Genomic DNA, 21080 nt, shown 5'->3' with positions numbered 1-21080 from the left:
TCACTCCTCCCCGCCGGTGATCAGGACCTCGTCCCCGGTGAAACCGTCCGCGGCGTCCGTCTCGCGCAGGCGCACGTCGACGCGCTCGCTGGCGGCGGTGGGGAGGTTCTTGCCGACGTGGTCGGCGCGGATCGGGTACTGCCGGTGCCCGCGGTCCACCAGCACCGCCAGGCGCACCGCGCGCGGCCGGCCGAGCGCTGCGAGGGCGTCCAGGGCCGCCCGGATGGAGCGGCCGGAGAACAGCACGTCGTCCACCAGCACGACCGTCTTGTCGTCGATGCCGGCGGCAGGGATGCTGGTGGCGTGCACCTTGCGGCGACCGCTGCGACGCAGGTCGTCACGGTACATGGTGATGTCGAGGCTGCCGGTGAGCTCCTCGGCGTCGACGCCCGGCTCGATGCCGGCGATGCGCTCGGCCAGCCGCCGGGCCAGGGGCACCCCGCGGGTGGGGATGCCGAGCAGCACCAGATCCTGCGGCCCCTTGTTGTGCTCGAGGATCTCGTGGGCGATACGGGTCACGGCGCGCGTGATCTCGTGCTCGTCGAGCACGGTGCGCTGGCGCATGGGCCCCCCTTTCCCGCCTCACGGGACGGTGATTAAAGGTGGTACGGGTATGACTCTACTATCCCCCGAGAGCCGGTTTCACCTCGAGGACCCGGCTGAGCAGTCCCGAGACGAACTTGGGGCTGTCATCGGTGGAGAACTCGCGGGCCAGTTCGGTGGCCTCGCTGATCGCGACCTTGTCCGGGATGTCGTCGTTGTGCAGCAACTCCCAGACGCCGATCCGCAGCAGCGCGCGGTCCACGGCGGGCATCCGGTCCAGCTCCCAGCCCAGGGAGTAGCTGGTGATGACCTCGTCGATCTCTTCCTGCAGCGCGGCCGTGCCGGAGACGATCTCCCGGGAGTAGGGCCGCATCGGGTATTCCGGATCGCCGCTGCGCTCCTGCAGCAGGGTCAGCGGGTCGATGCCGCGCTGCTCGGCCTCGAACAGGATCTCCAGGGCCCGGCGACGGGCACGACGGCGGGCGCTCACTCCTTGACGCGGCCCAGGTAGTCGCCGTTGCGGGTGTCGACCTTGACCTTGGTGCCGGTCTCCAGGAACAGCGGGACCTGGATCTCGTACCCGGTCTCCAGGGTGGCCGGCTTGGTGCCGCCGGAGGAGCGGTCGCCCTGCAGGCCGGGCTCGGTGTGGGAGATCTCCAGCACCACCGAGGCGGGCATCTCCACGTACAGCGGGGTGCCCTCGTGGAAGGCGACCTGCAGGCTCTGGTTCTCCAGCAGGAAGTTCGCGGCCTGGCCGACGATCTCCTCGCTCAGGGAGACCTGGTCGTAGTCGGACTCGTCCATGAAGACGTAGTCGTTGCCGTCGTGGTAGAGGTACTGCATGTCCCGGCGGTCGACGGTGGCGGTCTCCACCTTGGTGCCGGCGTTGAAGGTCTTGTCGATGATCTTCCCGGACAGGACGTTCTTGATCTTCGTCCGCACGAAGGCCGGGCCCTTGCCGGGCTTGACGTGCTGGAACTCCAGCACCTGCCACAGCTGGCCCTCCAGGTTGAGCACCATGCCGTTCTTCAGATCGTTCGTGGTTGCCACGCGCGCACGCCTTTCGTCGTCTCGTTCGCGGCCGCTCGCGCGGCCCGCACAATGGTATCAGCGTCCCAGGGATATCGTCGGCGAGTCCACGCCGATCTCCTGGTAGGCGGTGTAGAGCAGCGAGGTGTCGATGCCCTCGGCGATGACCGGCCGGGCGGTGTCCTCCAGGACGACGAAGCGCATGAGCGAGCCGCGGGACTTCTTGTCCCGGCGCATGGTCTCCAGCAGCTGCGGCCATTTGTCGCCACGGTAGCCGGTGGGCAGGCCCAGCTTCTGCAGGATGCTCCGATGCCGCTCGACGACCGCGTCGTCGAGGTTCCGGGTCATCCGGGACAGCTCGGCGGCGAACATCATGCCGACCGCCACCGCGGCGCCGTGACGCCACTGGTACCGCTCGGTGCGCTCGATCGCGTGCCCCAGGGTGTGCCCGTAGTTCAGATGCTCCCGCCTGCCGGACTCCTTGAAGTCGTCGGAGACGATGTCCGCCTTGACCTTGACCGCGCGCTCGATCAGCTCCGGCAGCACCGGCCCGGCGGCGTCCTTGATCTCCTCCAGGCTGTGCGCCTCCAGCAGGTCCAGGATGACCGGATCGGCGATGAAGCCCGCCTTGACCACCTCCGCCATGCCGGTGAAGAGCTCGTTGTCCGGCAGCGTCGCCAGACTGCCCAGGTCCGCCAGCACGCCGGCCGGGGCGTGGAAGGCGCCGACGAGGTTCTTGCCCTCGGCGGTGTTGATGCCCGTCTTGCCGCCGACGGCCGCATCGACCATCCCCAGCAGCGTCGTGGGCATGTGCACGACCTTGATCCCGCGCAGCCAGGTGGCGGCGACGAAACCGCCCAGGTCGCTCACCGCTCCCCCGCCGACGGTGACGATGGCGTCCGAGCGGGTGAAGTCCGACTGCCCCAGCACCTGCCAGCAGAAGGAGGCCACGGTGACGTGCTTGGCCTCCTCGGCGTCGGGGATCTCCGCGGCGATGCCCTCGTAGCCGGCGGCGACGAGGTCCTCCCGCACCAGGTCCCCCGCGGTGCGCAGCGCCCGGGGGTAGATCACCAGCACCTTGGCGACCTCACGGCCCAGCAGCTCCGGCAGCCCGCTCAGCAGGCCGGTGCCGATCCGCACCGGGTACCCGGTGCCGCCGCCCACGGCGACCTCTCGTGTGTCTGTCATGGCTCTTCGTTCCCCTCGTACCGGTACTTGGCGTATTCGTGGGCCCGGGCGTCTTTGCTCAGCCGGTCGACGATCCGGTTGACGGCCGTCACCGGTGAGGAGTCGGAGCCGTGCACCGTGACGTCGGCGACCTGCTCGTACAGCGGCCGGCGCTCGTCGACCAGCGCCCGCCAGCGGGCGACGGCCGCCTCCGGGTCCCCCGCCAGCAGCGGCCGGGACGGATTCCCCAGTCGCTGGGCCACGGTCTGCTCGTCGATCATGATGAGCACGACGGTGAGCGCCGGATGCCGCAGCTGGGCCCGGGTGCCCTGGTTGAGCACCGCGCCGCCGCCGAGCGAGACGACGCCGGGCCGGTCCAGCAGCTTGCGCAGGGCCCGCCGGACCGCTTCGCGCTCGATCTCGCGGAACGCCGCCTCGCCGCGGTCGCGGAAGATGTCCGGAATGGGCCCGTAGCGGTCCACGATCATCTGGTCCGTGTCGAGCATCGGCATGTGCAGCCGCTCGGCGAGGATCCGTCCGATGGTGGACTTGCCCGCCGCCGGCGGCCCGACGAGCACCACCCGGGCGGTCTCGGCCGGAGCGGGGTTGAGTCTGGGAGCCGGGCGTGGCGTCGGCGCGCCCGGGATCTCCGGGGTCACTGGTCCACGGTGCCGGGCGCGCTGCGCAGGGTCTCGGGCAGGGCCTGGCGGTAGCTCTCGAGGTTGCGGGCCAGCTCCGCGACCGAGTCGCCGCCGAACTTCTCCACCACCGCGTCGGCCAGCACCAGCGCGACCATGGCTTCGGCGACGACACCGGCGGCGGGGACGGCGCACACATCGGAGCGCTGGTGGTGCGCGGTGGCGGCCTCCCCGGTGCTGGTGTCGACCGTGCCCAGGGCGCGCGGCACCGTGGCGATGGGCTTCATCCCGGCGCGCACGCGCAGGGGCTCTCCGGTGGACATGCCGCCCTCCGTGCCGCCGGAGCGGTTGGAGGCGCGGACGACGCCGTCGGGACCCGGGCGGATCTCGTCGTGGGCGGCTGAGCCGCGGCGGCGCGTAGTGAGGAACCCGTCGCCGATCTCGACGCCCTTGATCGCCTGGATCCCCATCAGGGCACCGGCGAGACGGGAGTCCAGGCGCCGGTCGAAATGGACGTGGGAGCCCAGCCCCGGGGGCAGGCCGTAGGCGAGGACTTCCACGACGCCGCCGAGGGTGTCGCCGGACTTCCGGGCGTCGTCGACCTCGGCGACCATCCGGGCGGAGAGCTCCGGATCGAAGCAGCGCATGGGATCCGCGTCCAGCCGCTCCACGTCGTCCGGTGCCGGCAGCGGGCCCGGCGCCTCCGGGTCGCCGCTGACCGGTCCGATCGCGACGGTGTGGGAGACCAGGCCGATGCCGAGTTCGCGCAGCAGGCCGGCGGCGACCGAGCCGAGCGCCACCCGGGCGGCGGTCTCACGCGCGGAGGCGCGCTCCAGGATGGGCCGGGCCTCGTCGAAGCCGTACTTCTGCATGCCCACGAAGTCCGCGTGCCCGGGCCGGGGGCGGGTCAGCGGGGCATTGCGGGCCTGGGCGGCGAGCACCTCCGGATCGACCGGGTCGGCGGACATCACCGTCTCCCACTTGGGCCACTCGGTGTTACCGATCTCGATGGCCACGGGACCGCCCTGGGTGAGCCCGTGGCGGACGCCGCCGATGATGCGGACCTGGTCCTTCTCGAATTTCATCCGGGCGCCGCGGCCGTAGCCCAGGCGGCGCCGGGCCAGGGCGTCCTGGATCCTTTCCGTCGTGACGGGAATGAAGGCGGGAAGTCCCTCGATGATTCCGACCAGGGCAGGGCCATGCGATTCCCCTGCAGTCAACCAGCGCACCATTCGGCCCATTCTACAAAACGCCAGAGGCGGCGCCCGCCCACATCCCCAATATGAGATGCGGGCCATAGGCGATCCGGCTGCGCAGTCCCAGCCGGCCACGCAGCAGACCTGCGGCCACGACGACCCCGGCGCTGAGCGCCGTCACCGCCAGCGCCACCAGCGCCCCGCCCCAGTGCAGACTCACGGCGACCTGAGCGACCACGGGCATGAACTTCACATCGCCCAGGCCCACTCCGGCAGCGCCGGTGAGCATCAGCGGCAGCGCCCAGAGCACGAGCGCCACTGCCGTGGCCACCAGCGCGGCGGTGAGCATCCGGCGGGCCGCGCCCTGCTCGGCCGGTGCCAGCGGGAGCATCGCCGCGAGGGCCAGGAGGCCGGTGAGCGTGCCGGCGGCGGGCAGCACGATGCGATCCGGCAGCCGGTGCAGCACGAGGTCGATCCGCAGCAGCCAGACAGAGAGCCCGGCGGCCACGGCGAGCACGATCCAGGCGGCCGCGGTGATGCGGTGCGGGCCCTCGGCGGCGGTGAGGGCGCCCAGCAGAAGCGGCGGGACGGCGGCAGCCACGGGCGTGAGCGCGGCGCCTGCGCCGCGCCGGGCGCGCCTGGCATAGGCGCTCGCGACGAGGTCGCCTGCCCGGTCCGGTGAGCGCAGCAGCGGCTCCAGCAGGAACAGGATCAGCGTGGCCAGGCCCGCGGCGCCGGCCGCGGCCAGCAGGGGCTCGAGCCATGCCTGCCCGGTCATGGCTGGGCGCGGATGGTGTCCGTCATGGCGGCGGCGACCCGCTCGCGCAGATCCGCCGGCAGCGGCACGGGATGCTGCCCGGCGTCGACGGCGGCGCGGGCGAACAGCGCGAACTGCTCCACCGCCTGCCCGACCAGCATCTGCTCGCCCCGGGCGGCACGTCCGCCGGCGCGCTCCCAGGCCGCCGCCAGCGCGGAGGGGCCGTGCGAGTAGGCCGCGTTGAGGAGCGCCGCGCCGGCCGGGACCTCGCGCACGGCCCCGGCGTAGGCATCGGCGGCGTCCCCGGGAAGCGTGCTGACGACGATGCGGCTCTCCGCCGGGTTCCACTCCTGGAGCCGGTGCACCTCCACCTCGACGCCCATGCCCTCGGCGGCCGCGCGCACCGCTGAAGCCCGTGCGGGCTCGCGCACGAAGGCGCGCAGCAGCCCGACTCCGCGCCCGGCGCAGGCCGCCAGCGCGGAGGCCGCCGTGGCACCCCCGCCGAGCACATCGGCGAAGGCCGCCGTGTCCCAGTCGGCGCCGGCCAGGCCGAGGGCCGCGTCGATGCCGGCAACGTCCGTATTGGCGATCAGCACGCCATCGGGGAACCGCACGAGGGTGTTCCCGGCGCCGGTGCGGGCAGCCGTCCGCTCCGCGCGCCAGCCGCGGGCCGCCGCGAGGCGGAGCACTTCGGCTTTGAGCGGCATGGTCAGGGAGAATCCGATCCGGCTCCTCTCCCGCTCCAGGACGCCGGCCAGCTCGGCCTCGCCCGCCTCGATCCGGTCGTACGACCAGCCGTCCCAGCCCAGCGCCCGGTACGCGGCGGCGTGGAGCGCCGGTGAGAGCGAATGGGCGACGGGGCGCCCCAGTACGGCGGCGGAGGGCACCGGCTCAGCCCTCCCCGTCGTCCTGGCCGGAACGGTGCTCGCGCAGCCACTGCTGGTAGAGCTCGACGTTGCGCTGATGCTCCGGGTAGGTCTCGGCGAACCGCGTCTCCCCCGTGTCGGGGTTGACCGCGACGAAGTACTGCCAGGGGCCGTCGGCGGGGTTCAGAGCGGCCTCGACCGAGGCCCGCCCGGGTGAGTTGATCGGGCCCGGAGGCAGGCCCGGATGCCGGTAGGTGTTGTACGGATCGTCGCTCTGCCGCTCCTCGGCGGTGGTCGACGCGTCGGAGCGCGAACCGTAGATGTAGTGCACGGTCGCATCGGACTGCAGCAGCCCGTTCGTGTCGCTGTGCTCGCCCATCCGGTTGAGGAAGACCCGGGCGACCTGGGAACGGACCTCATCGTCGCCCGGGGACTCGATCTCCACCAGGCTGGCCAGCGTCAGGACCTCCAGCGCCTCGTCGTCGGCGATGCCCAGATCGTCGAGTTCCTGCCTGGTGCGGTCGGCCATCTGCTGCACCATGTCGTCGGGCGTCAGGCCGGGACGGATCTCGTAGGAGGCCGGGAACAGCAGGCCCTCCAGGCTGGGGAAATCCTCCGGCAGGCCGAGTTCGGCGGGGCTCTGTTCCAGGGCCGCGTCCACTGAGGCCGGCTCGAATCCCTGCTCGACCATCCGGTGATTGATCTGGGAGAGCATGAAGCCCTCGGGGACTACCAGGAGCCGTGGCGCTTCCGGGTTGAGCAGCAGTTCCAGCGCCGCCTCCCCGCTCATCCGGGTGCGCATCGTGTAGGTGCCCGCCTGCAGCGAGGCGCCGGAGTCCTCGAGCGCGTCCAGGAACGGGGTGGTGGAGGCGATCACATCGTGCTCGACGAGGATCGAGGCCGCCTCCCGGCCGGAGGCGCCCGGCGGGATGGTCACGATGACCTCTTCCTCACCCGTGCCCTCGTAGTCCTCCGAGCCGAAGAGATCGGTGCCGAGCGAGCGCAGCGGCCCGATGGCCAGGACCGTGCCGCCGCCCAGGAGCAGCAGCGCCGTGAGAATCACCGCCACGGCCCTGCGGCGGCGCGCTTTCATGCGCTGCTGCCTGGCACGGCGTTCGGCGCGGGTCTCCCCGGTACGGTCGAGTGCGATCAGGTCGTGCTCCCGCTCGGGTGTCATGGACTCCCTTCCTGCCCGAACAGCTCACCGGCCGGGCGTCCCGTGGTCTTCTCCGCGTCGAGGGCCTGCTGAAGGATGAGAACGGCGGCCTGCGAGTCGACGACGCCGCGCTGCTTCCGGCTGTTCATCCCGGCCTGCTGCAGCTGACGGGCGGCCCCTGCCGTGCTCAGCCGTTCGTCCACCAGCCGGATGGGCAGCGCGAGTCGCTGGGCCAGCAGGGCAGTGAACTCCCGCGCCGTCCGCGCCGAGGCGCGGTCCTGGCCGTCGAGGGACTTCGGCCGCCCGACCACGAGCTCGAGCGGCTCGTGCTCGTGGACGTAGGCGGAGATCTCCGCCACAGCGGCTGCGTCGTCCACCCGCTGCACGGTGCCCAGCGGGGTGGCCAGGATCCCGTCCGGATCGCATAGCGCGAGCCCGATCCGCACGGATCCCACGTCCACGCCGATGCGCCTGCCGCGGCGGAAACTCATGCCTCGGCTCCTCTCAGGACCCGCCAATGGCGTGCCGGACGGCTGCCAGCGCCTGCCCGGTGGCCTGCGGGTCGGTGCCGCCGCCCTGTGCGAGATCGGGCTTTCCGCCGCCCCCGCCGCCGAGTTCCTTGGAGGCGAGCCGGACCAGATCGCCGGCCTTGTGGCCCTTCTCGCGCGCCTCCTGGGAGGTGGCGACCACGACGACCGGCCTGCCCTTGGCCACGCCGGTGAGCGCGACCACCGCGGCGCCCGAACCGGCCTGCGCCAGCCGTTCGCGCAGATCCTGGGCGATGGCACGGACGTCGTCGGCGCCGCTCACCTGGCCGAGGTCCTCGGCGATGAGCGTGACCCCGCCGAGCTGCGCGGCCTTCGAGACCAGGCGGCCGGCCTGGGCGAGGGCCTGCTCGCGGCGCAGCTGGGCGATCTCGCGTTCAGCCTGCCGGACGCGTTCCATCAGGCCGGCGACCCGGTCGGGCACATCGCCGGAGGGCACCTTGAGCAGTTCCGAGAGCTGCTGCATGAGCGCGCGTTCCTTGGCCAGCGAGGTGAAGGCCTCGAAGCCGACGCTCGCCTCGATCCGGCGCACGCCGGATCCGATGGAGCTCTCGGAGAGCAGGGAGATCGGCCCGACCTCGGCGCTGGCGCGCACATGCGTCCCACCGCACAACTCCCGGGACCAGGGGCCGCCGATGTCCACGACCCGCACCACGGAGCCGTACTTCTCCCCGAACAGCGCCATCGCGCCGGACTTCCGCGCCTCGTCCAGGGGAAGGTACTCGGTGCCGACCTCGATGTTCTTGCGCACGGCCAGGTTCGCGATCTCCTCGATCTCCTGCCGGGCGGCCTCGGAGAGCACGTCCGGGTAGGAGTAGTCGAAGCGCATGTAGCCGGCCTGGTTCATCGAGCCGGCCTGCACCGCACCCGGGCCGAGGGTCTCGCGCAGCGCCGCGTGCACCAGGTGGGTCGCGGTGTGGGCCTGCTCGGCGGAGAGCCTGCGGTCCGCATCCACGCGGGCCAGCGCCTCGGTGCCGGCGCGCAGTTCGCCCTCGACGATCTCCACGCGGTGAGCGGCCAGGCCCTTGACCGGATTCTGCACGTCCAGGACCCGGGCGGTGAAGCCTTCTCCCGAGATCAGGCCGGTGTCCGCCTTCTGTCCACCGGATTCGGCGTAGAACGGGGTCACGTCCAGGACGAGGCTGACCTGGTCGCCCGCGGTGGCGATCTCCGCCTGCTGACCGTCCTTGACGATCCCGCGGACGGTGGCGCCGGCCTCCAGGGTGTCGTAGCCGATGAACTCGGTGGTGCCGCCCTCCAGCAGCCGGCTGTAGGCGGAGACGTCGGTACGGCCGCCAGCCTTCTTTGCCTTGGCGTCGGCCTTCGCGCGGTCGCGCTGCTCGGCCATGAGTGAACGGAACCCGGCCTCGTCCACCTCGATGCCGTGCTCGGCGGCCATCTCCAAGGTCAGGTCGATCGGGAAGCCGTGGGTGTCGTGCAGTTCGAAGGCGACCTCGCCGCCGAGCTTCTGCCCCGGCGCGAGTTCCTTCACGGCGGTGGAGAGCAGGTTCGTCCCGGCGCCGAGCGTGCGCAGGAACGCGTTCTCCTCCGCATAGGCGATCCGGGAGATCCGCTCGAAGTCCGTCCCCAGTTCCGGGTAGGAGGCCTTCATGGCGTCGCGGGAGACCGGCAGCAGGACCGGGAGCACCGGCTCGGTGACGCCGAGCAGGCGCATCGACCGCACCGCGCGGCGCAGCAGGCGGCGCAGGATGTACCCGCGGCCCTCGTTGCCGGGGCTGACGCCGTCGCCGATGATGATGAGCGCGCTGCGTACGTGGTCGGCGACGACGCGAAGGCGGACGTCGTCCTCCTCTTTCTCGCCGTAGCGCTTGCCGGCGAGCTCCGCCGCGGCCTGAAGGACCGGGAAGACCTCGTCGATCTCGTACATGTTCTCTTTGCCCTGGAGCAGGAAGGCGACCCGCTCCAGGCCCATGCCGGTGTCGATGTTCTTGGCCGGGAGCTCGCCGGCGATGTCGAAGTCGGTCTTGGAGCGCACCGCGGAGAGGGCGAACTCCATGAACACCAGGTTCCAGATCTCCAGGTACCGGTCCTCATCGGCCTCCGGGCCGCCTTCGACGCCGTAGGCCGGGCCCCGGTCGAAGTAGATCTCGGAGCAGTAGCCGCCTGGACCGGGCTGGCCGGTGTGCCAGAAGTTGTCCGCATTGCCGCGGGACTGGATGCGCTCGCGCGGGATGGAGGTCTCCTGGAGCCAGAGATCGATGGAGGCCTCGTCCTCGTGGTGGACCGTGGCCCACAGCCGCTCGGGATCGAACCCCAGGCCACCGGACTCCTGGGAGCCGGTGAGGAACTGCCAGGCGTAGCGGATCGCCTCGCGCTTGAAGTAGTCCCCGAAGGAGAAGTTGCCGTTCATCTGGAAGAACGTGCCGTGCCGGGTGGTCTTGCCGACCTCCTCGATGTCCTGGGTGCGGACGCACTTCTGCACGCTCGTCGCCCGCGGGTAGGGGGCGGGCTCGCGGCCGGTCAGGTACGGGATGAACTGGACCATCCCGGCGACGTTGAACAACAGCGTCGGATCGTCGCTGATGACGGAGGCCGAGGGGACGACCGTGTGCCCCCGCTCCTCGAAGAACGCCAGCCAGCGCCGCTTGATCTCCGCTGTCTTCATCGATTCCCTTCCAGCTGGACAGATGGGGTGGTTTTCCCGGTCTACCATATCGGTTCTTGCCCGCGGACGGCGCGCAGACGGCGGCTCCCTGCGGACGCCCGGGAGTCCACCGCGAGGACGACGACGCCCCTCGTCGCGCAAGGCGGCGAGGGGCGTCGGAACGCTGGGCGAGGCGATCGCCTCGAGATCAGCGCGAGTAGTGCTCGACGACCAGCTGGACGTCGCAGGTCACGGGGACCTCGGCACGCTTGGGCCGGCGGACCAGGCGGGCCTGCAGCCGCTCCAGGTCCACGTCCAGGTAACCGGGCAGCGCGGGCAGCACATCGCGGTGCGCACCGGCAGCGGCGACCTGGAAGGGATCCATCTTCTGGCTCTTCTCGTGCACGTGGATGAGCTGGCCCTCCTTCACGCGGAAGGACGGGCGGTCCACGCGCTGGCCGTCGACCAGGATGTGGCGGTGCACCACGAGCTGGCGGGCTTGTGCGATGGTCCGGGCGAAGCCGGCGCGCAGCACGAGGGCGTCCAGGCGCTGCTCCAACAGCTCGACCAGGTTCTCACCGGTCAGGCCGGGCTGGCGGCGCGCTTCCTTGTAGACCTTGAGCAGCTGCGCCTCGCGGATGCCGTACTGGGCGCGCAGACGCTGCTTCTCCTTCAGCCGGACCGAGTAGTCGCTATCGTTGCGACGGCGGGCACGGCCGTGTTCACCTGGCGGGTACGGGCGACGCTCGAAGTACTTGGCTGCCTTAGGTGTGAGAGGCAGGCCAAGCGCCCGGGACAGCCGGGCCTGACGCCGCGTACGAGATGGTGCGGACAAGTTGGTTCCTTCCGGATCTTCGTTCCTGGACCCTTCCGGCGGTCCGGCCCCTGATGGGCCTCGCCTCAGCCGCTGCCGGAAGAGAAAGAGGTGTGCGAGCACACCGACTCACTACTTTAACAGGTTCTCGCGCCCGCGGCTTTCGCCGCTCAGCCGCCGCGGGTGATGCGGCGCAGGCGTTCCAGGCGTTCGGCCACCTGGCGTTCCATGCCGTTCTCGGTGGGCCGGTAGTAGTCCTTGCCGGCCAGCTCGTCCGGGGCGTGCTGCTGCGGCGCCACGCCGTGCGGGAAATCGTGCGCGTACTTGTAGCCCTCCCCGTGTCCGAGCGCCTTCGCTCCCGGGTAGTGCGCGTCGCGCAGCGGCGGCGGCACCGGTCCCGCCTTGCCGGCGCGGACATCGGCGATCGCCTCGTTGATCCCCATATAGGCGGCGTTCGACTTCGGCGCGCAGGCCAGATAGACCACGGCCTCGGCCAGCGGGATGCGTCCCTCGGGCATTCCGATCATCTGCACCGCCTCGGCGGCGGCCACCGCCAGCGGCAGCGCCTGCGGATCGGCCATGCCGATGTCCTCAGCCGCGGAGATGATCATCCGCCGGGCGATGAACCTGGGGTCCTCCCCCGCCTCGATCATCCGGGCCAGGTAGTGCAGCGCGGCATCGGGGTCCGAGCCGCGGATGGACTTGATGAACGCGGAGATCACATCGTAGTGCTGATCGCCGTCCTTGTCGTAGCGGACCAGGGCGTGGTCGATGGCCTGCTCCGCATCGGCGGTCTCCACCGTCTCCTTGCCCTGCGCCAGCGCCACCCCGGCCGCGGCCTCCAGGGTGGTCAGCGCCCGCCGGGCGTCACCGCCGGCGACCGCCACCAGGTGCTTCTTGGCGTCTTCGTCGAGCTCCACGCTGCCGGCCAGTCCGCGCGGCGACTCCACCGCCCGGTCCAGCAGGGCCGCGATGTCCTCGTCCTCCAGGGGTTGCAGGGTCAGCAGGATCGACCGGGACAGCAACGGCGCGATCACGGAGAACGACGGATTCTCCGTGGTGGCGGCCACCAGCACCACCAGGCGGTTCTCCACCGCCGGCAGCAGCGCGTCCTGCTGGGCCTTGGTGAAGCGGTGGATCTCGTCCAGGAACAGCACCGTGACGACGCCGTTGAGATCCCGGTCGTTGCGGGCGTTCTCGATCACCCGGCGCACGTCCTTCACACCTGCCGTGATGGCGGAGAGCTCCACGAAACGCCGGCCCGGGGCATGCGAGATCACATGGGCCAGGGTCGTCTTGCCCACTCCGGGCGGGCCGTAGAGGATGAGCGAGGTGGGGCCGACACGGTCCCCCTCCTGCGCCTCCACCAGCTGCCGCAGCGGGGAGCCGGGGAACGTCAGGTGCTGCTGGCCAACGAGCTCGTCCAGGCTGCGCGGGCGCATCCGCACCGCCAGCGGCGCGCCAGAGGGCGTGCCAAACCCGGCGGCGCCGGCGGTGCTGCCAGGCTCGCCGGCGCCGGACTGGTCGAAGAGGTCAGCCATCGCGCATCAGGAGTCGCCGTCGTCCTCGGGCTCGTAGTCCACGCCGGCCTCCGCGCGCTGCTCGGGCGTGATCGGCGCGGGCGCGGCCGTGAGCGGATCGAAGCCGCCGCCGGACTTCGGGAAGGCGATCACCTCGCGGATGGAGGACTCCCCCGCCAGCAGTGCCACGATCCGGTCCCAGCCGAAGGCGATGCCGCCGTGCGGCGGCGCGCCGTACTTGAACGCCTCCAGCAGGAAGCCGAACTTCTCCTCGGCCTCTTCCGGCGCGATCCCCATCACGGAGAACACGCGCTCCTGGACGGACCGGTCGTGGATGCGGATCGAACCGCCGCCGATCTCATTGCCGTTGCAGACGATGTCGTAGGCGTAGGCGAGCGCGCTGCCGGGATCCTGATCGAAGCTGTCCAGGTATTCCGGTTTCGGCGCGGTGAAGGCGTGGTGCACGGCGGTCCAGGCACCCGAGCCGACCGCCACATCGCCGGCGGCGGTGGCATCCTCGGCCGGCTCGAACATCGGCGCGTCCACCACCCAGACGAAGGACCAGGCGTCCTCGTCGATGAGGCCCGTGCGATGTGCGATCTCCTTGCGCGCCGCGCCCAGCAGGGCGCGGGCGGCCGCGGGCTTGTCCGCCGCGAAGAAGATGGCGTCCCCGGGAGCGGCGCCGGCGGCCTCGGCCAGCCCGGCGCGCTCAGATTCGCTGAGGTTCTTGGCCACCGGCCCGCCCAGGGTACCGTCCTCGCCGACGAGCACATAGGCCAAGCCCTTGGCGCCGCGCTGCTTGGCCCACTCCTGCCAGCCGTCCAGCTGACGCCTGGGCAACGAACCACCGCCGGGGTAGACCACCGCGCCGACGTAGGGGGCCTGGAAGACCCGGAACGGGGTGTCGGAAAAGTAGCCGGTCAGCTCGGTCAGCTCCAGGCCGAAGCGCAGGTCCGGCTTGTCCGTGCCGTACTTCGCCATCGCCTCGGCGTAGGTGATCCTTGGGATCGGCCGATCGATCTCATGCCCGATGAGTTTCCACAGCGCGGCGAGGATCTCCTCGGCCAGGAGGATGACGTCCTCCTGGTCCACGAAGCTGGCCTCGATGTCCAGCTGCGTGAACTCCGGCTGCCGGTCGGCCCGGAAGTCCTCGTCCCGGTAGCAGCGGGCGATCTGGTAGTACCGCTCCATGCCGGCCACCTGGAGCAGCTGCTTGAACAGCTGCGGCGACTGCGGCAGGGCATACCAGCTGCCGGGCTTGAGCCGGGCCGGGACCAGGAAGTCGCGTGCGCCCTCGGGCGTGGACCGGGTCAGCGTCGGGGTCTCGATCTCCAGGAAGCGGTGCTGCTGCAGCACCTCGCGGGCGGCGCGGTTGACCTCCGAGCGCAGCCGGATGGCCCGGGCCGGACCCGAACGGCGCAGATCCAGGTAGCGATGGCGCAGTCGGGCCTCCTCGCCCACTGTGCCGGAGTCTTCCGCGTGATCGGAGACCTGGAACGGCAACGGCGCGGCCTGCGAGAGGACCGTCACCTCGGTCTCGGTGATCTCCACCTCGCCGGTGGGCAGCTGCGGGTTCTCGTTCCCCGCGGGACGGCGGCTGACCGTGCCGGTCACCTGGACGACGGTCTCGCTGCGGAGCGCATCGGCGTCCTCGTCCCGCACCACCACCTGGACGATGCCGCTGGAGTCGCGCAGATCGATGAACGCCACGCCGCCGTGGTCGCGCCGCCGGTCCACCCAGCCGGCCAGTCGCACCCGGGTTCCGGCCTGGCCGGCACGCAGCTCTCCTGCCTCATGGCTTCGCAGCACGCAGTGACTCCTTCACAAGTTCGTCCGCCGTATGGCACGTAAAAAGGCGCGAACGCGCCAGGGCACTATGATAACTCTCCATGATGGCAGAGCAGTCGGCCGAGCAGCCCACCGATGCGCAGGTGCAGGTGGCTGCCGAGACATTCCGGCTGCTGGCCTCACCCACGCGGTTGCGGATCATCTGGCACCTGGTCGGCGCCGAGCACGACGTCTCGCAGCTGGCGACTGCGGCGGAGGCCTCCGTGCCGACCGTCTCCCAGCACCTGGGCAAGATGCGCCTGGCGGGGCTCGTCTCGGCCCGGCGCGAGGGCCGCCGGATCTTCTACTCCGTCACCGATCCGCATGTGGTCACGATGGTCCAGCAGATCTTCGCGCACATCAGCCCGGACGGCTCACTGGCGCCCGACGGGGTGTGACGGCGCGCCGCCGACCACGCGCGGCCAGAGGTCCTCGGCCGGCGGCTCCCAGCTGCCGGCATCGGCGCCGGACTGCTCACCGGAGCGGATGTCCTTCACCTCACCGGCGAGACCCGTGCCCGGGAACCAGACGAACGGGATGCCGCGGCGGTCGGCGTACTTGATCTGCTTGCCGAACTTCGCCGCGTCCGGGGACACCTCCGCCGGGATGCCGCGGGCCCGCAGCGCGTCGGCGGCGCGGTCCGCGGCCGGGCGGGACTCCTCGTCGGTGACGGCGACCAGCACCGCGGCGGGCACCTTGCGGCTGGCGCGCAGCCCCTCGGGACCGATCAGCCGGCTGAGCAGCCGGGACAGGCCCAGGGAGAAACCGACCCCGGGGAACGTGCGGGAGCCGAGGCTGGCGAGGCTGTCGTAGCGGCCGCCGGAGGCCACCGAGCCTAGATCCTCGTGCCCGTGCAGCACGGTCTCGTAGACCGTGCCGGTGTAGTAGTCGAGCCCGCGAGCGATCTTCAGCTGCGCGCGGACCGTCCCCGGCGCGCGCTCGGCAGCGGCACGCACCAGCCGGGCCAGCTGCTCCAGGCCCTCGTCGAGCATCGGGTGGCTCACGCCGAGGGCGCGCACCTGCTCGACGAAGCCGTCGTCCTCGCTCTCGATGGCGGCCAGGGCCAGGCACAGCCGGGCCTGGCGGTCATCGGCGCCGGCCTCGGCGAGCAGAAGCTCGTGGACGCGGTCCGGGCCGATCTTGTCCAGTTTGTCGAGGCTGCGCAGCACCGCCGGCACGTCCTCCAGGCCGGCTCCCCGGGCGAAACCCTCGATCAGCCGGCGGTTGTTCACCAGGATCGTCGCCGGCGGCAGCCCCAGCGGCCGCAGCGCCTCGAACGCCTTGGCGATCACCAGCGCCACCTCGGTCTCGTAGTGCTCCGGGAGGGCGCCATCGCCGATGACGTCGATATCGGCCTGGATGAACTCCCGGAACCGGCCGTCCTGGGGCCGCTCCCCGCGCCACACCGGCTGGATCTGATACCGCTTGAACGGAAAGTCCAGCCGGCCGGCGTTCTCGGTCACGAACCGGGCCAGCGGCACGGTGAGGTCGAAGTGCAGGCCCAGCGGGTTCTTCGACTCGGCCTCGCCTGCGCTCAGCCGCCCGACGGTGAAGATCTCCTTGTCGATCTCACCGTTCTTGGCCAGCCGGCTCAGCGGCTCCACGGCGCGGGTGTGCAGGGGCGCGTAGCCGTGGAGTTCGAAGGTCCGCCGCAGGATGTCGATCACATGGTTCTCCACGAGGCGCTCGGCGGGGAGCCACTCGGGGAAACCGGACAGGCGGGCGGGCTTGGACATTCTTCTCCTCGGTCGGCGGTGAACACGCACAGCCATACTAGTCCTTCCGCACGCGCGCTCGCCGGCCCATATCCGGTCCGTGATCAGGCCCCTGCACGCGGGTCTCTTGGATATGCTGGTCCGTGACCCGACCCGCCTTTCTCTAGTGATGGTGAGACCATGGACACCCCGTCCAAGAAGCCAGTGCCCAAGCCGGGCCCGCCCCGTCCCGAGGGACGCGTGGCCGTTCCCAAGCCGACCGCCCTGCGCCCCGCCAGGCCGGGCCAGGCCGTTCCCGTCCCGGCCGCGCCCGCCGCCCCCGTGCAGCCGGACGGCGACTTCCCCGAGGCCGCCATCACGGAGGCCGTCGGCTTCGGCCGCGCCGAAGAGGACGGCACCGTCTACGTCCGCGGCGAGGAGGGCGAGCGCCGGGTCGGTCAGCTCGCGAACGCCACACCGGAGGAGGCGCTGCGCTACTTCGCCCGGAAGTACCTGGAACTGGCGGCCGCCATCGACGTGCTCGAGCAGCGGATCGCCGGCGGCGCCCCCGCTGCCGATGTCCGCAAGACCGCGAAGGAGCGTCTCCAGGCCCTGCCCGAGGCGGCCGTCGTCGGCGACACCGCGGCACTCACCGCTCGCCTGGAGGCGATCATCGAATCGACCGCCGAGCTGGAGGCGGAGCAGCGCCGCCGCGCCGAGGAGGCCAAGGCGGAGGCGAAGGCCGAGCGGGAGAAGCTCGTGATCCGGGCGGAAGAGCTCGCCGCCACGGACCCCGAGCGGATCCAGTGGAAGAACGCCACCCGCGAGATGAACCAGCTCTTCGAGGACTGGAAGGCCATGCAGGCCTCCGGGCCCCGGCTGCCCCGTTCGGAGGACCAGGCGCTGTGGAAGCGGTTCAGCCACGCACGCAGCACCCTGGACAAGCATCGCCGGGAGTTCTTCGCCAAACTCAGCGAGCGCAATCAGGAGGGCAAGCGCGTCAAGGAGCAGCTGATCGCCGAGGCCGAGCAGCTCTCCGTCTCCACCGAGTGGCGCGAGACCGCGCAGGCCTACCGGGCGCTGATGGACCGCTGGAAGGCGGCGCCGCGGGCCGAGCCGAAAGAGGACGACCGGCTGTGGGCCCGGTTCCGGGCCGCGCAGGACGCCTTCTTCGCGGCCCGCGACGCCTACAACGCCGAGCTCGACTCCGCCTACGCGGAGAACTTGAAGGTGAAGGAGCAGCTGCTCGCCGAGGCGGAGTCGCTGTTGCCGGTGAAGGACCTTGCCGCGGCCAAGCAGCGCCTGCGCGATATCCAGGAGCGCTGGGAGGAAGCGGGCAAGGTGCCGCGGGCCGATGTCCGCCGGGTCGAGGACGGCCTGCGCCGGGTGGAACGCGCCGTCGCCGATGCGGAAACGGCCGAGTGGGAACGCACCAACCCGGAGGCACGCGCCCGCGCGAACAGCGCGCTGGCCCAGGTGGACGAATCCATCGCCCAGCTGGAGAAAGAACTGCAGGCGGCACGTGACGGCGGCGACAGCCGGAAGATCGAGCGCGCCGAGGAGGCGCTTGCGGCGCGGCGCGCCTGGCGGGAGCAGATCGAGAAGGCGGCCAGCGACTTCTCCTGACCACCCGGGCCACACTGTTCGTCCACAGCCGGGCGCGGGCCCTTGAACAACGGGGTCCTCGCCCGTCATCGTGGTGGGCATGCCCCCGACCACGCCGGCGACCGCACCAGCCACCGGGCCCGCCGTCGCGCCGGTGATCCTCAGGCCCGGTCCTCAGCCCGATGGCACCGGCGGGCTCGACACGCTCCAGCTGGAGAGCCTCCGCCTGGACGGCCTGCTGCGCCGGATAGCGCCGCGCTGCTGGGCCGGGCGGGAGGCGGTACTCACGCCGGCGCTGAAGGCCGGGGTCGTTGAGTTCCCGCCGTTGCGGGACCTGGCCGTCTCACACGCATCGGCGGCATGGGTCTGGTGGGGCGAGGACGAGGCTCCCGCGCCGTGGGAGTTCTCCACCCTGAACCGGCGCCGGGTCCGCGGGCAGCGGGAATGCACCGTGCACGAAGCCACCGTGGCGCCCGACGACCTCGCCCATCCCGGGGGCGTGCCGGTGACGGGGCCGGTGCGCACCCTCGTCGACCTGCTGCACGCCACGGCCGCTGACGGCGATGGCGACGCCGGCCTGCCCCGGGCCGCCGAAGAGGCTCCCGCGGTGGCGCGCAGAGCGGCCCGGGACGCTATCGACCGGATGAGCCGACGGCCGCATCTGCGAGCCATGCGCGCCCTCGCCGGGCGACTCGCCTCCGGCTGAGCGCGCCAGCCGGCACAGCCGCCGCTGCAGCCCTCGCTGATTCAGCCGCCGTTGATGCGGTACACGTCGAAGACGCCGTCCACCTTGCGCACCGCGGCCAGGACCGAGCCCAGATGCGAGGGGTCGCCGATCTCGAAGACGAACCGGGACTGCGCCACCCGCGCCTTCGAGGTGGCCACCGTCGCCGAGAGGATGTTGACGTGGTTCTCCGAGAGAACGCGGGTGATGTCGAACAGCAGCGCCGGGCGGTCCAGCGCCTCCACCTGGATCTGCACCAGGTACACGCCGGCCGCTCGATCGTTCCAGGACACCTCGATCTGCCGCTCGGGTTCCTTCATCAGGCCCTTGACGTTGCTGCAGTCCGAACGGTGCACGGACACACCCGAACCGCGCGTCACGAAGCCGACGATCTCATCGCCGGGCACAGGCGTGCAGCAGCGTGCCAGCTTGACCAGGACGTCATCGGCGCCGGCGACCATGACGCCGCCGGTGTCGGAGTGATGACCGGAGGACTTGCCGCGGTAGTTGTTCGGCTGCGGGAGCTCGATCTCCTCCTGCTCCTCCGCCACCTCCTTGGCGAGCATCTCCACCACGTGCTGCGCGGACATGTGCCCGTTGCCGATGGCGGCGTAGAGCGCCGTCACGTCCGCCAGCCGGGCCTCGTTCGCCACCACCACGAGCGCTTCCTGGCTCATCAGCTTCTTGGCCGGCAGGGACTGCCGGCGCATCGCGCGGGCCAGCTGGTCGCGGCCGTTCTCCACCGCCTCCTCGCGGCGCTCCTTGGAGAACCACTGCCGGATCTTGTTCCGGGCGCGGGCGCTCTTGACGAACGCGAGCCAGTCGCGGCTGGGGCCGGCGTTCTCGTCCTTGGAGGTGAAGATCTCGACCACGTCGCCGTTCGCGAGCGGCTGCTCCAGGGACACCAGGCGGCCGTTCACGCGGGCTCCCATGGTCCGGTGTCCCACCTCGGTGTGCACCGCGTAGGCGAAGTCCACCGGGGTCGAGCCGGCCGGCAGGGAGAGCAGATCGCCCTTGGGGGTGAAGGCGAAGACCTCCTTGGCGCCGACCTCGAAGCGCAGCGAGTCGAGGAACTCGTCCGGATCCTGGGTCTCCCGCTGCCAGTCCAGCAGCTGCCGCAGCCAGGCGACGTCGTCCAGCTCCCCGGTGTCGCGCACCCGCAGCGTCGCCCCGCCCCCGGCGCCGCTTCCGTTCGTACGCTGGGCGTCCTTGTACTTCCAGTGCGCCGCGACGCCGTACTCGGCACGGCGGTGCATATCGTGGGTGCGGATCTGGATCTCCACCGGCTTGCCGCCCGGGCCGATCACCGTGGTGTGCAGCGACTGGTACATATTGAACTTCGGCATGGCGATGTAGTCCTTGAACCGCCCCGCCACCGGGTTCCAGCGGGCGTGCACGGCGCCGAGCACCGCATAGCACTCGCGCACGGAGTCCACCAGCACGCGCACGCCCACCAGATCGTGGATCTCCGCGAAGTCGTGCCCGCGCACCACCATCTTCTGGTAGATCGAGTAGTAGTGCTTGGGCCGGCCGGTGATCGTCGCGCGGATCTTGGCGTCCTTCAGATCGGCGGTGATCTGGTCGCTGACGACCTTGAGGAACTTCTCGCGCTCCGGCGTCCGCTCGGCCACCAGCCGGACGATCTCGTCGTACACCTTGGGGTGGAGCACGCCGAAGGCCAGGTCCTCCAGCTCCCATTTGATCGTGTTCATGCCCAGCCGGTGGGCCAGCGGGGCGTAGATCTCCAGCGTCTCCTTGGCTTTGCGCGCCGAGGACGAGGGGTTGACGTACTTCCAGGTGCGGGCATTGTGCAGCCGGTCCGCCAGTTTGATGACCAGCACCCGGACGTCCTTGGCCATCGCCAGGACCATCTTCCGGACCGTCTCGGCCTGGGCGGCGGCGCCGTACTCGATCTTGTCCAGCTTGGTCACGCCGTCGACGAGCATGGCGATCTCGCGGCCGAACTCACCCTCCAGCTGCTGCAGGGTGTAATCGGTGTCCTCGACCACATCGTGCAGCAGCGCCGCCGCCAGCGTCGGCGGCATCATGCCCAGCTCGGCCAGGATGGTGGCCACCGCGATGGGATGGGTGATGTAGGGCTCGCCGCTCTTGCGGCGCTGCCCGGCGTGCGCGGCGCGGGCGACGTCATAGGCGCGGCGGATAATCGCCACGTCCGCCTTCGGGTGATTCGCGCGCACCGCCCGCAACAGCGGCTCGAGCATGGGCGAAGAAGACGACTGCGAGCGGCCCGTCAGCCAGGCCAGGCTCGCCAGCCCGAGCCCGCGGCGCGAGGACGTGCCGGTGGCCCCTTTACTGGTGCGTGCCTGCTTGTCCTCGACGGCCATCGGGCGTCCTCCCCTCCGCTGTGTGCTCCGCTACCCCTTCAATGGTGGT

The 21080-nt window shown here is 71.2% G+C and carries 19 protein-coding genes; 3 read left to right on the top strand and 16 right to left on the bottom strand.

Features of this window, described 5'->3' with window-relative positions; all coding sequences use genetic code 11:
• The 14 genes from pyrR to aspS form a co-directional block, all read right to left on the bottom strand.
• On the bottom strand, positions 1 to 564 hold the full coding sequence (pyrR, locus tag IEW13_RS10375) for a bifunctional pyr operon transcriptional regulator/uracil phosphoribosyltransferase PyrR (RefSeq protein ID WP_188550840.1): 564 nt from the start codon (positions 562 to 564) through the stop codon (positions 1 to 3).
• A gap of 58 nt (positions 565 to 622) precedes the next feature.
• Positions 623 to 1033: a transcription antitermination factor NusB gene (nusB, locus tag IEW13_RS10370; RefSeq protein ID WP_188550839.1), complete on the bottom strand. Its 411-nt coding sequence runs from the start codon at positions 1031 to 1033 to the stop codon at positions 623 to 625.
• Positions 1030 to 1593 (bottom strand): elongation factor P, encoded by a 564-nt coding sequence (gene efp / locus IEW13_RS10365; RefSeq protein ID WP_188550838.1) that lies wholly within the window; start codon positions 1591 to 1593, stop codon positions 1030 to 1032. The genes nusB and efp overlap by 4 nt, the downstream gene beginning before the upstream one ends.
• A gap of 57 nt (positions 1594 to 1650) precedes the next feature.
• Positions 1651 to 2760, bottom strand: a complete 1110-nt coding sequence (gene aroB, locus IEW13_RS10360; protein WP_188550837.1) for a 3-dehydroquinate synthase — start codon at positions 2758 to 2760, stop codon at positions 1651 to 1653.
• The gene (locus tag IEW13_RS10355) at positions 2757 to 3398 is read right to left on the bottom strand and encodes a shikimate kinase (RefSeq protein ID WP_229745074.1); all 642 of its coding nucleotides are present in this window, start codon (positions 3396 to 3398) and stop codon (positions 2757 to 2759) included. The genes aroB and IEW13_RS10355 overlap by 4 nt, the downstream gene beginning before the upstream one ends.
• A complete protein-coding gene (gene aroC, locus IEW13_RS10350) occupies positions 3395 to 4609 on the bottom strand; it encodes a chorismate synthase (protein ID WP_188550836.1) in 1215 nt (404 codons plus the stop codon). Before aroC ends, IEW13_RS10355 begins: the two co-directional genes overlap by 4 nt.
• 10 nt (positions 4610 to 4619) lie before the next feature.
• Positions 4620 to 5351, bottom strand: a complete 732-nt coding sequence (locus tag IEW13_RS10345; protein ID WP_188550835.1) for an A24 family peptidase — start codon at positions 5349 to 5351, stop codon at positions 4620 to 4622.
• Positions 5348 to 6217 carry a shikimate dehydrogenase gene (locus IEW13_RS10340; protein ID WP_188550834.1) on the bottom strand — a complete coding sequence of 290 codons (870 nt, stop codon included), beginning with the start codon at positions 6215 to 6217 and terminating at the stop codon, positions 5348 to 5350. The genes IEW13_RS10345 and IEW13_RS10340 overlap by 4 nt, the downstream gene beginning before the upstream one ends.
• Positions 6218 to 6221: 4 nt before the next feature.
• The gene (gene mltG, locus IEW13_RS10335) at positions 6222 to 7373 is read right to left on the bottom strand and encodes an endolytic transglycosylase MltG (protein WP_188550833.1); all 1152 of its coding nucleotides are present in this window, start codon (positions 7371 to 7373) and stop codon (positions 6222 to 6224) included.
• Positions 7370 to 7843: a Holliday junction resolvase RuvX gene (gene ruvX, locus IEW13_RS10330; RefSeq protein ID WP_188550832.1), complete on the bottom strand. Its 474-nt coding sequence runs from the start codon at positions 7841 to 7843 to the stop codon at positions 7370 to 7372. Before ruvX ends, mltG begins: the two co-directional genes overlap by 4 nt.
• A gap of 13 nt (positions 7844 to 7856) precedes the next feature.
• Entirely contained in the window at positions 7857 to 10523 is a 2667-nt protein-coding gene (gene alaS, locus IEW13_RS10325; protein WP_188550831.1) for an alanine--tRNA ligase, read from the bottom strand.
• 187 nt (positions 10524 to 10710) lie between these two features.
• Entirely contained in the window at positions 10711 to 11337 is a 627-nt protein-coding gene (gene rpsD / locus IEW13_RS10320; RefSeq protein ID WP_188550830.1) for a 30S ribosomal protein S4, read from the bottom strand.
• 149 nt (positions 11338 to 11486) lie between these two features.
• Positions 11487 to 12857 carry a replication-associated recombination protein A gene (locus IEW13_RS10315; protein ID WP_188550829.1) on the bottom strand — a complete coding sequence of 457 codons (1371 nt, stop codon included), beginning with the start codon at positions 12855 to 12857 and terminating at the stop codon, positions 11487 to 11489.
• A gap of 6 nt (positions 12858 to 12863) precedes the next feature.
• Positions 12864 to 14645, bottom strand: a complete 1782-nt coding sequence (gene aspS, locus IEW13_RS10310) for an aspartate--tRNA ligase (protein ID WP_188550828.1) — start codon at positions 14643 to 14645, stop codon at positions 12864 to 12866.
• An 80-nt stretch (positions 14646 to 14725) separates the two neighbouring features.
• On the opposite strand from aspS, the gene IEW13_RS10305 reads away from it, so the two are divergent.
• Positions 14726 to 15061: an ArsR/SmtB family transcription factor gene (locus IEW13_RS10305; protein ID WP_188550827.1), complete on the top strand. Its 336-nt coding sequence runs from the start codon at positions 14726 to 14728 to the stop codon at positions 15059 to 15061.
• On the opposite strand, the gene hisS is transcribed toward IEW13_RS10305, so the two are convergent.
• Positions 15038 to 16399, bottom strand: a complete 1362-nt coding sequence (gene hisS / locus IEW13_RS10300; protein WP_188550826.1) for a histidine--tRNA ligase — start codon at positions 16397 to 16399, stop codon at positions 15038 to 15040. The two genes, IEW13_RS10305 and hisS, sit on opposite strands and share 24 nt — an antisense overlap.
• 159 nt (positions 16400 to 16558) lie before the next feature.
• On the opposite strand from hisS, the gene IEW13_RS10295 reads away from it, so the two are divergent.
• Both IEW13_RS10295 and IEW13_RS10290 read left to right on the top strand, forming a co-directional pair.
• Positions 16559 to 17983, top strand: coding sequence for a DUF349 domain-containing protein (locus tag IEW13_RS10295; RefSeq protein ID WP_188550825.1), 1425 nt, complete (start codon positions 16559 to 16561; stop codon positions 17981 to 17983).
• 79 nt (positions 17984 to 18062) lie between these two features.
• On the top strand, positions 18063 to 18668 hold the full coding sequence (locus IEW13_RS10290; protein ID WP_188550824.1) for a hypothetical protein: 606 nt from the start codon (positions 18063 to 18065) through the stop codon (positions 18666 to 18668).
• Between the two features lie 41 nt (positions 18669 to 18709).
• Here IEW13_RS10290 and IEW13_RS10285 read toward each other — a convergent pair whose 3' ends face one another.
• Positions 18710 to 21031: a RelA/SpoT family protein gene (locus IEW13_RS10285; RefSeq protein WP_188550823.1), complete on the bottom strand. Its 2322-nt coding sequence runs from the start codon at positions 21029 to 21031 to the stop codon at positions 18710 to 18712.
• Between the last annotated feature and the right edge of the window lie 49 nt (positions 21032 to 21080).

Origin of the sequence: Sediminivirga luteola, from assembly GCF_014639315.1 — a bacterium.
Taxonomy (GTDB): domain Bacteria; phylum Actinomycetota; class Actinomycetes; order Actinomycetales; family Brevibacteriaceae; genus Sediminivirga; species Sediminivirga luteola.
The sequence above is the reverse complement of the archived record's forward strand: the minus strand, read 5'-3'. Positions and strand labels throughout refer to the sequence as shown.

What these genes read in the sequence shown, in the direction of transcription:
- alaS (WP_188550831.1), bottom strand. Translation starts at nt 10,523, where the DNA reads ATGAAGACAGCGGAGATCAAGCGGCGCTGGCTGGCGTTCTTCGAGGAG.
- IEW13_RS10290 (WP_188550824.1), top strand. Translation starts at nt 18,063, where the DNA reads ATGCCCCCGACCACGCCGGCGACCGCACCAGCCACCGGGCCCGCCGTC.
- IEW13_RS10305 (WP_188550827.1), top strand. Translation starts at nt 14,726, where the DNA reads ATGATGGCAGAGCAGTCGGCCGAGCAGCCCACCGATGCGCAGGTGCAG.
- pyrR (WP_188550840.1), bottom strand. Translation starts at nt 564, where the DNA reads ATGCGCCAGCGCACCGTGCTCGACGAGCACGAGATCACGCGCGCCGTG.
- ruvX (WP_188550832.1), bottom strand. Translation starts at nt 7,843, where the DNA reads ATGAGTTTCCGCCGCGGCAGGCGCATCGGCGTGGACGTGGGATCCGTG.
- IEW13_RS10285 (WP_188550823.1), bottom strand. Translation starts at nt 21,031, where the DNA reads ATGGCCGTCGAGGACAAGCAGGCACGCACCAGTAAAGGGGCCACCGGC.
- aroB (WP_188550837.1), bottom strand. Translation starts at nt 2,760, where the DNA reads ATGACAGACACACGAGAGGTCGCCGTGGGCGGCGGCACCGGGTACCCG.
- IEW13_RS10295 (WP_188550825.1), top strand. Translation starts at nt 16,559, where the DNA reads ATGGACACCCCGTCCAAGAAGCCAGTGCCCAAGCCGGGCCCGCCCCGT.
- aroC (WP_188550836.1), bottom strand. Translation starts at nt 4,609, where the DNA reads ATGGTGCGCTGGTTGACTGCAGGGGAATCGCATGGCCCTGCCCTGGTC.
- IEW13_RS10315 (WP_188550829.1), bottom strand. Translation starts at nt 12,857, where the DNA reads ATGGCTGACCTCTTCGACCAGTCCGGCGCCGGCGAGCCTGGCAGCACC.
- hisS (WP_188550826.1), bottom strand. Translation starts at nt 16,399, where the DNA reads ATGTCCAAGCCCGCCCGCCTGTCCGGTTTCCCCGAGTGGCTCCCCGCC.
- mltG (WP_188550833.1), bottom strand. Translation starts at nt 7,373, where the DNA reads ATGACACCCGAGCGGGAGCACGACCTGATCGCACTCGACCGTACCGGG.
- IEW13_RS10345 (WP_188550835.1), bottom strand. Translation starts at nt 5,351, where the DNA reads ATGACCGGGCAGGCATGGCTCGAGCCCCTGCTGGCCGCGGCCGGCGCC.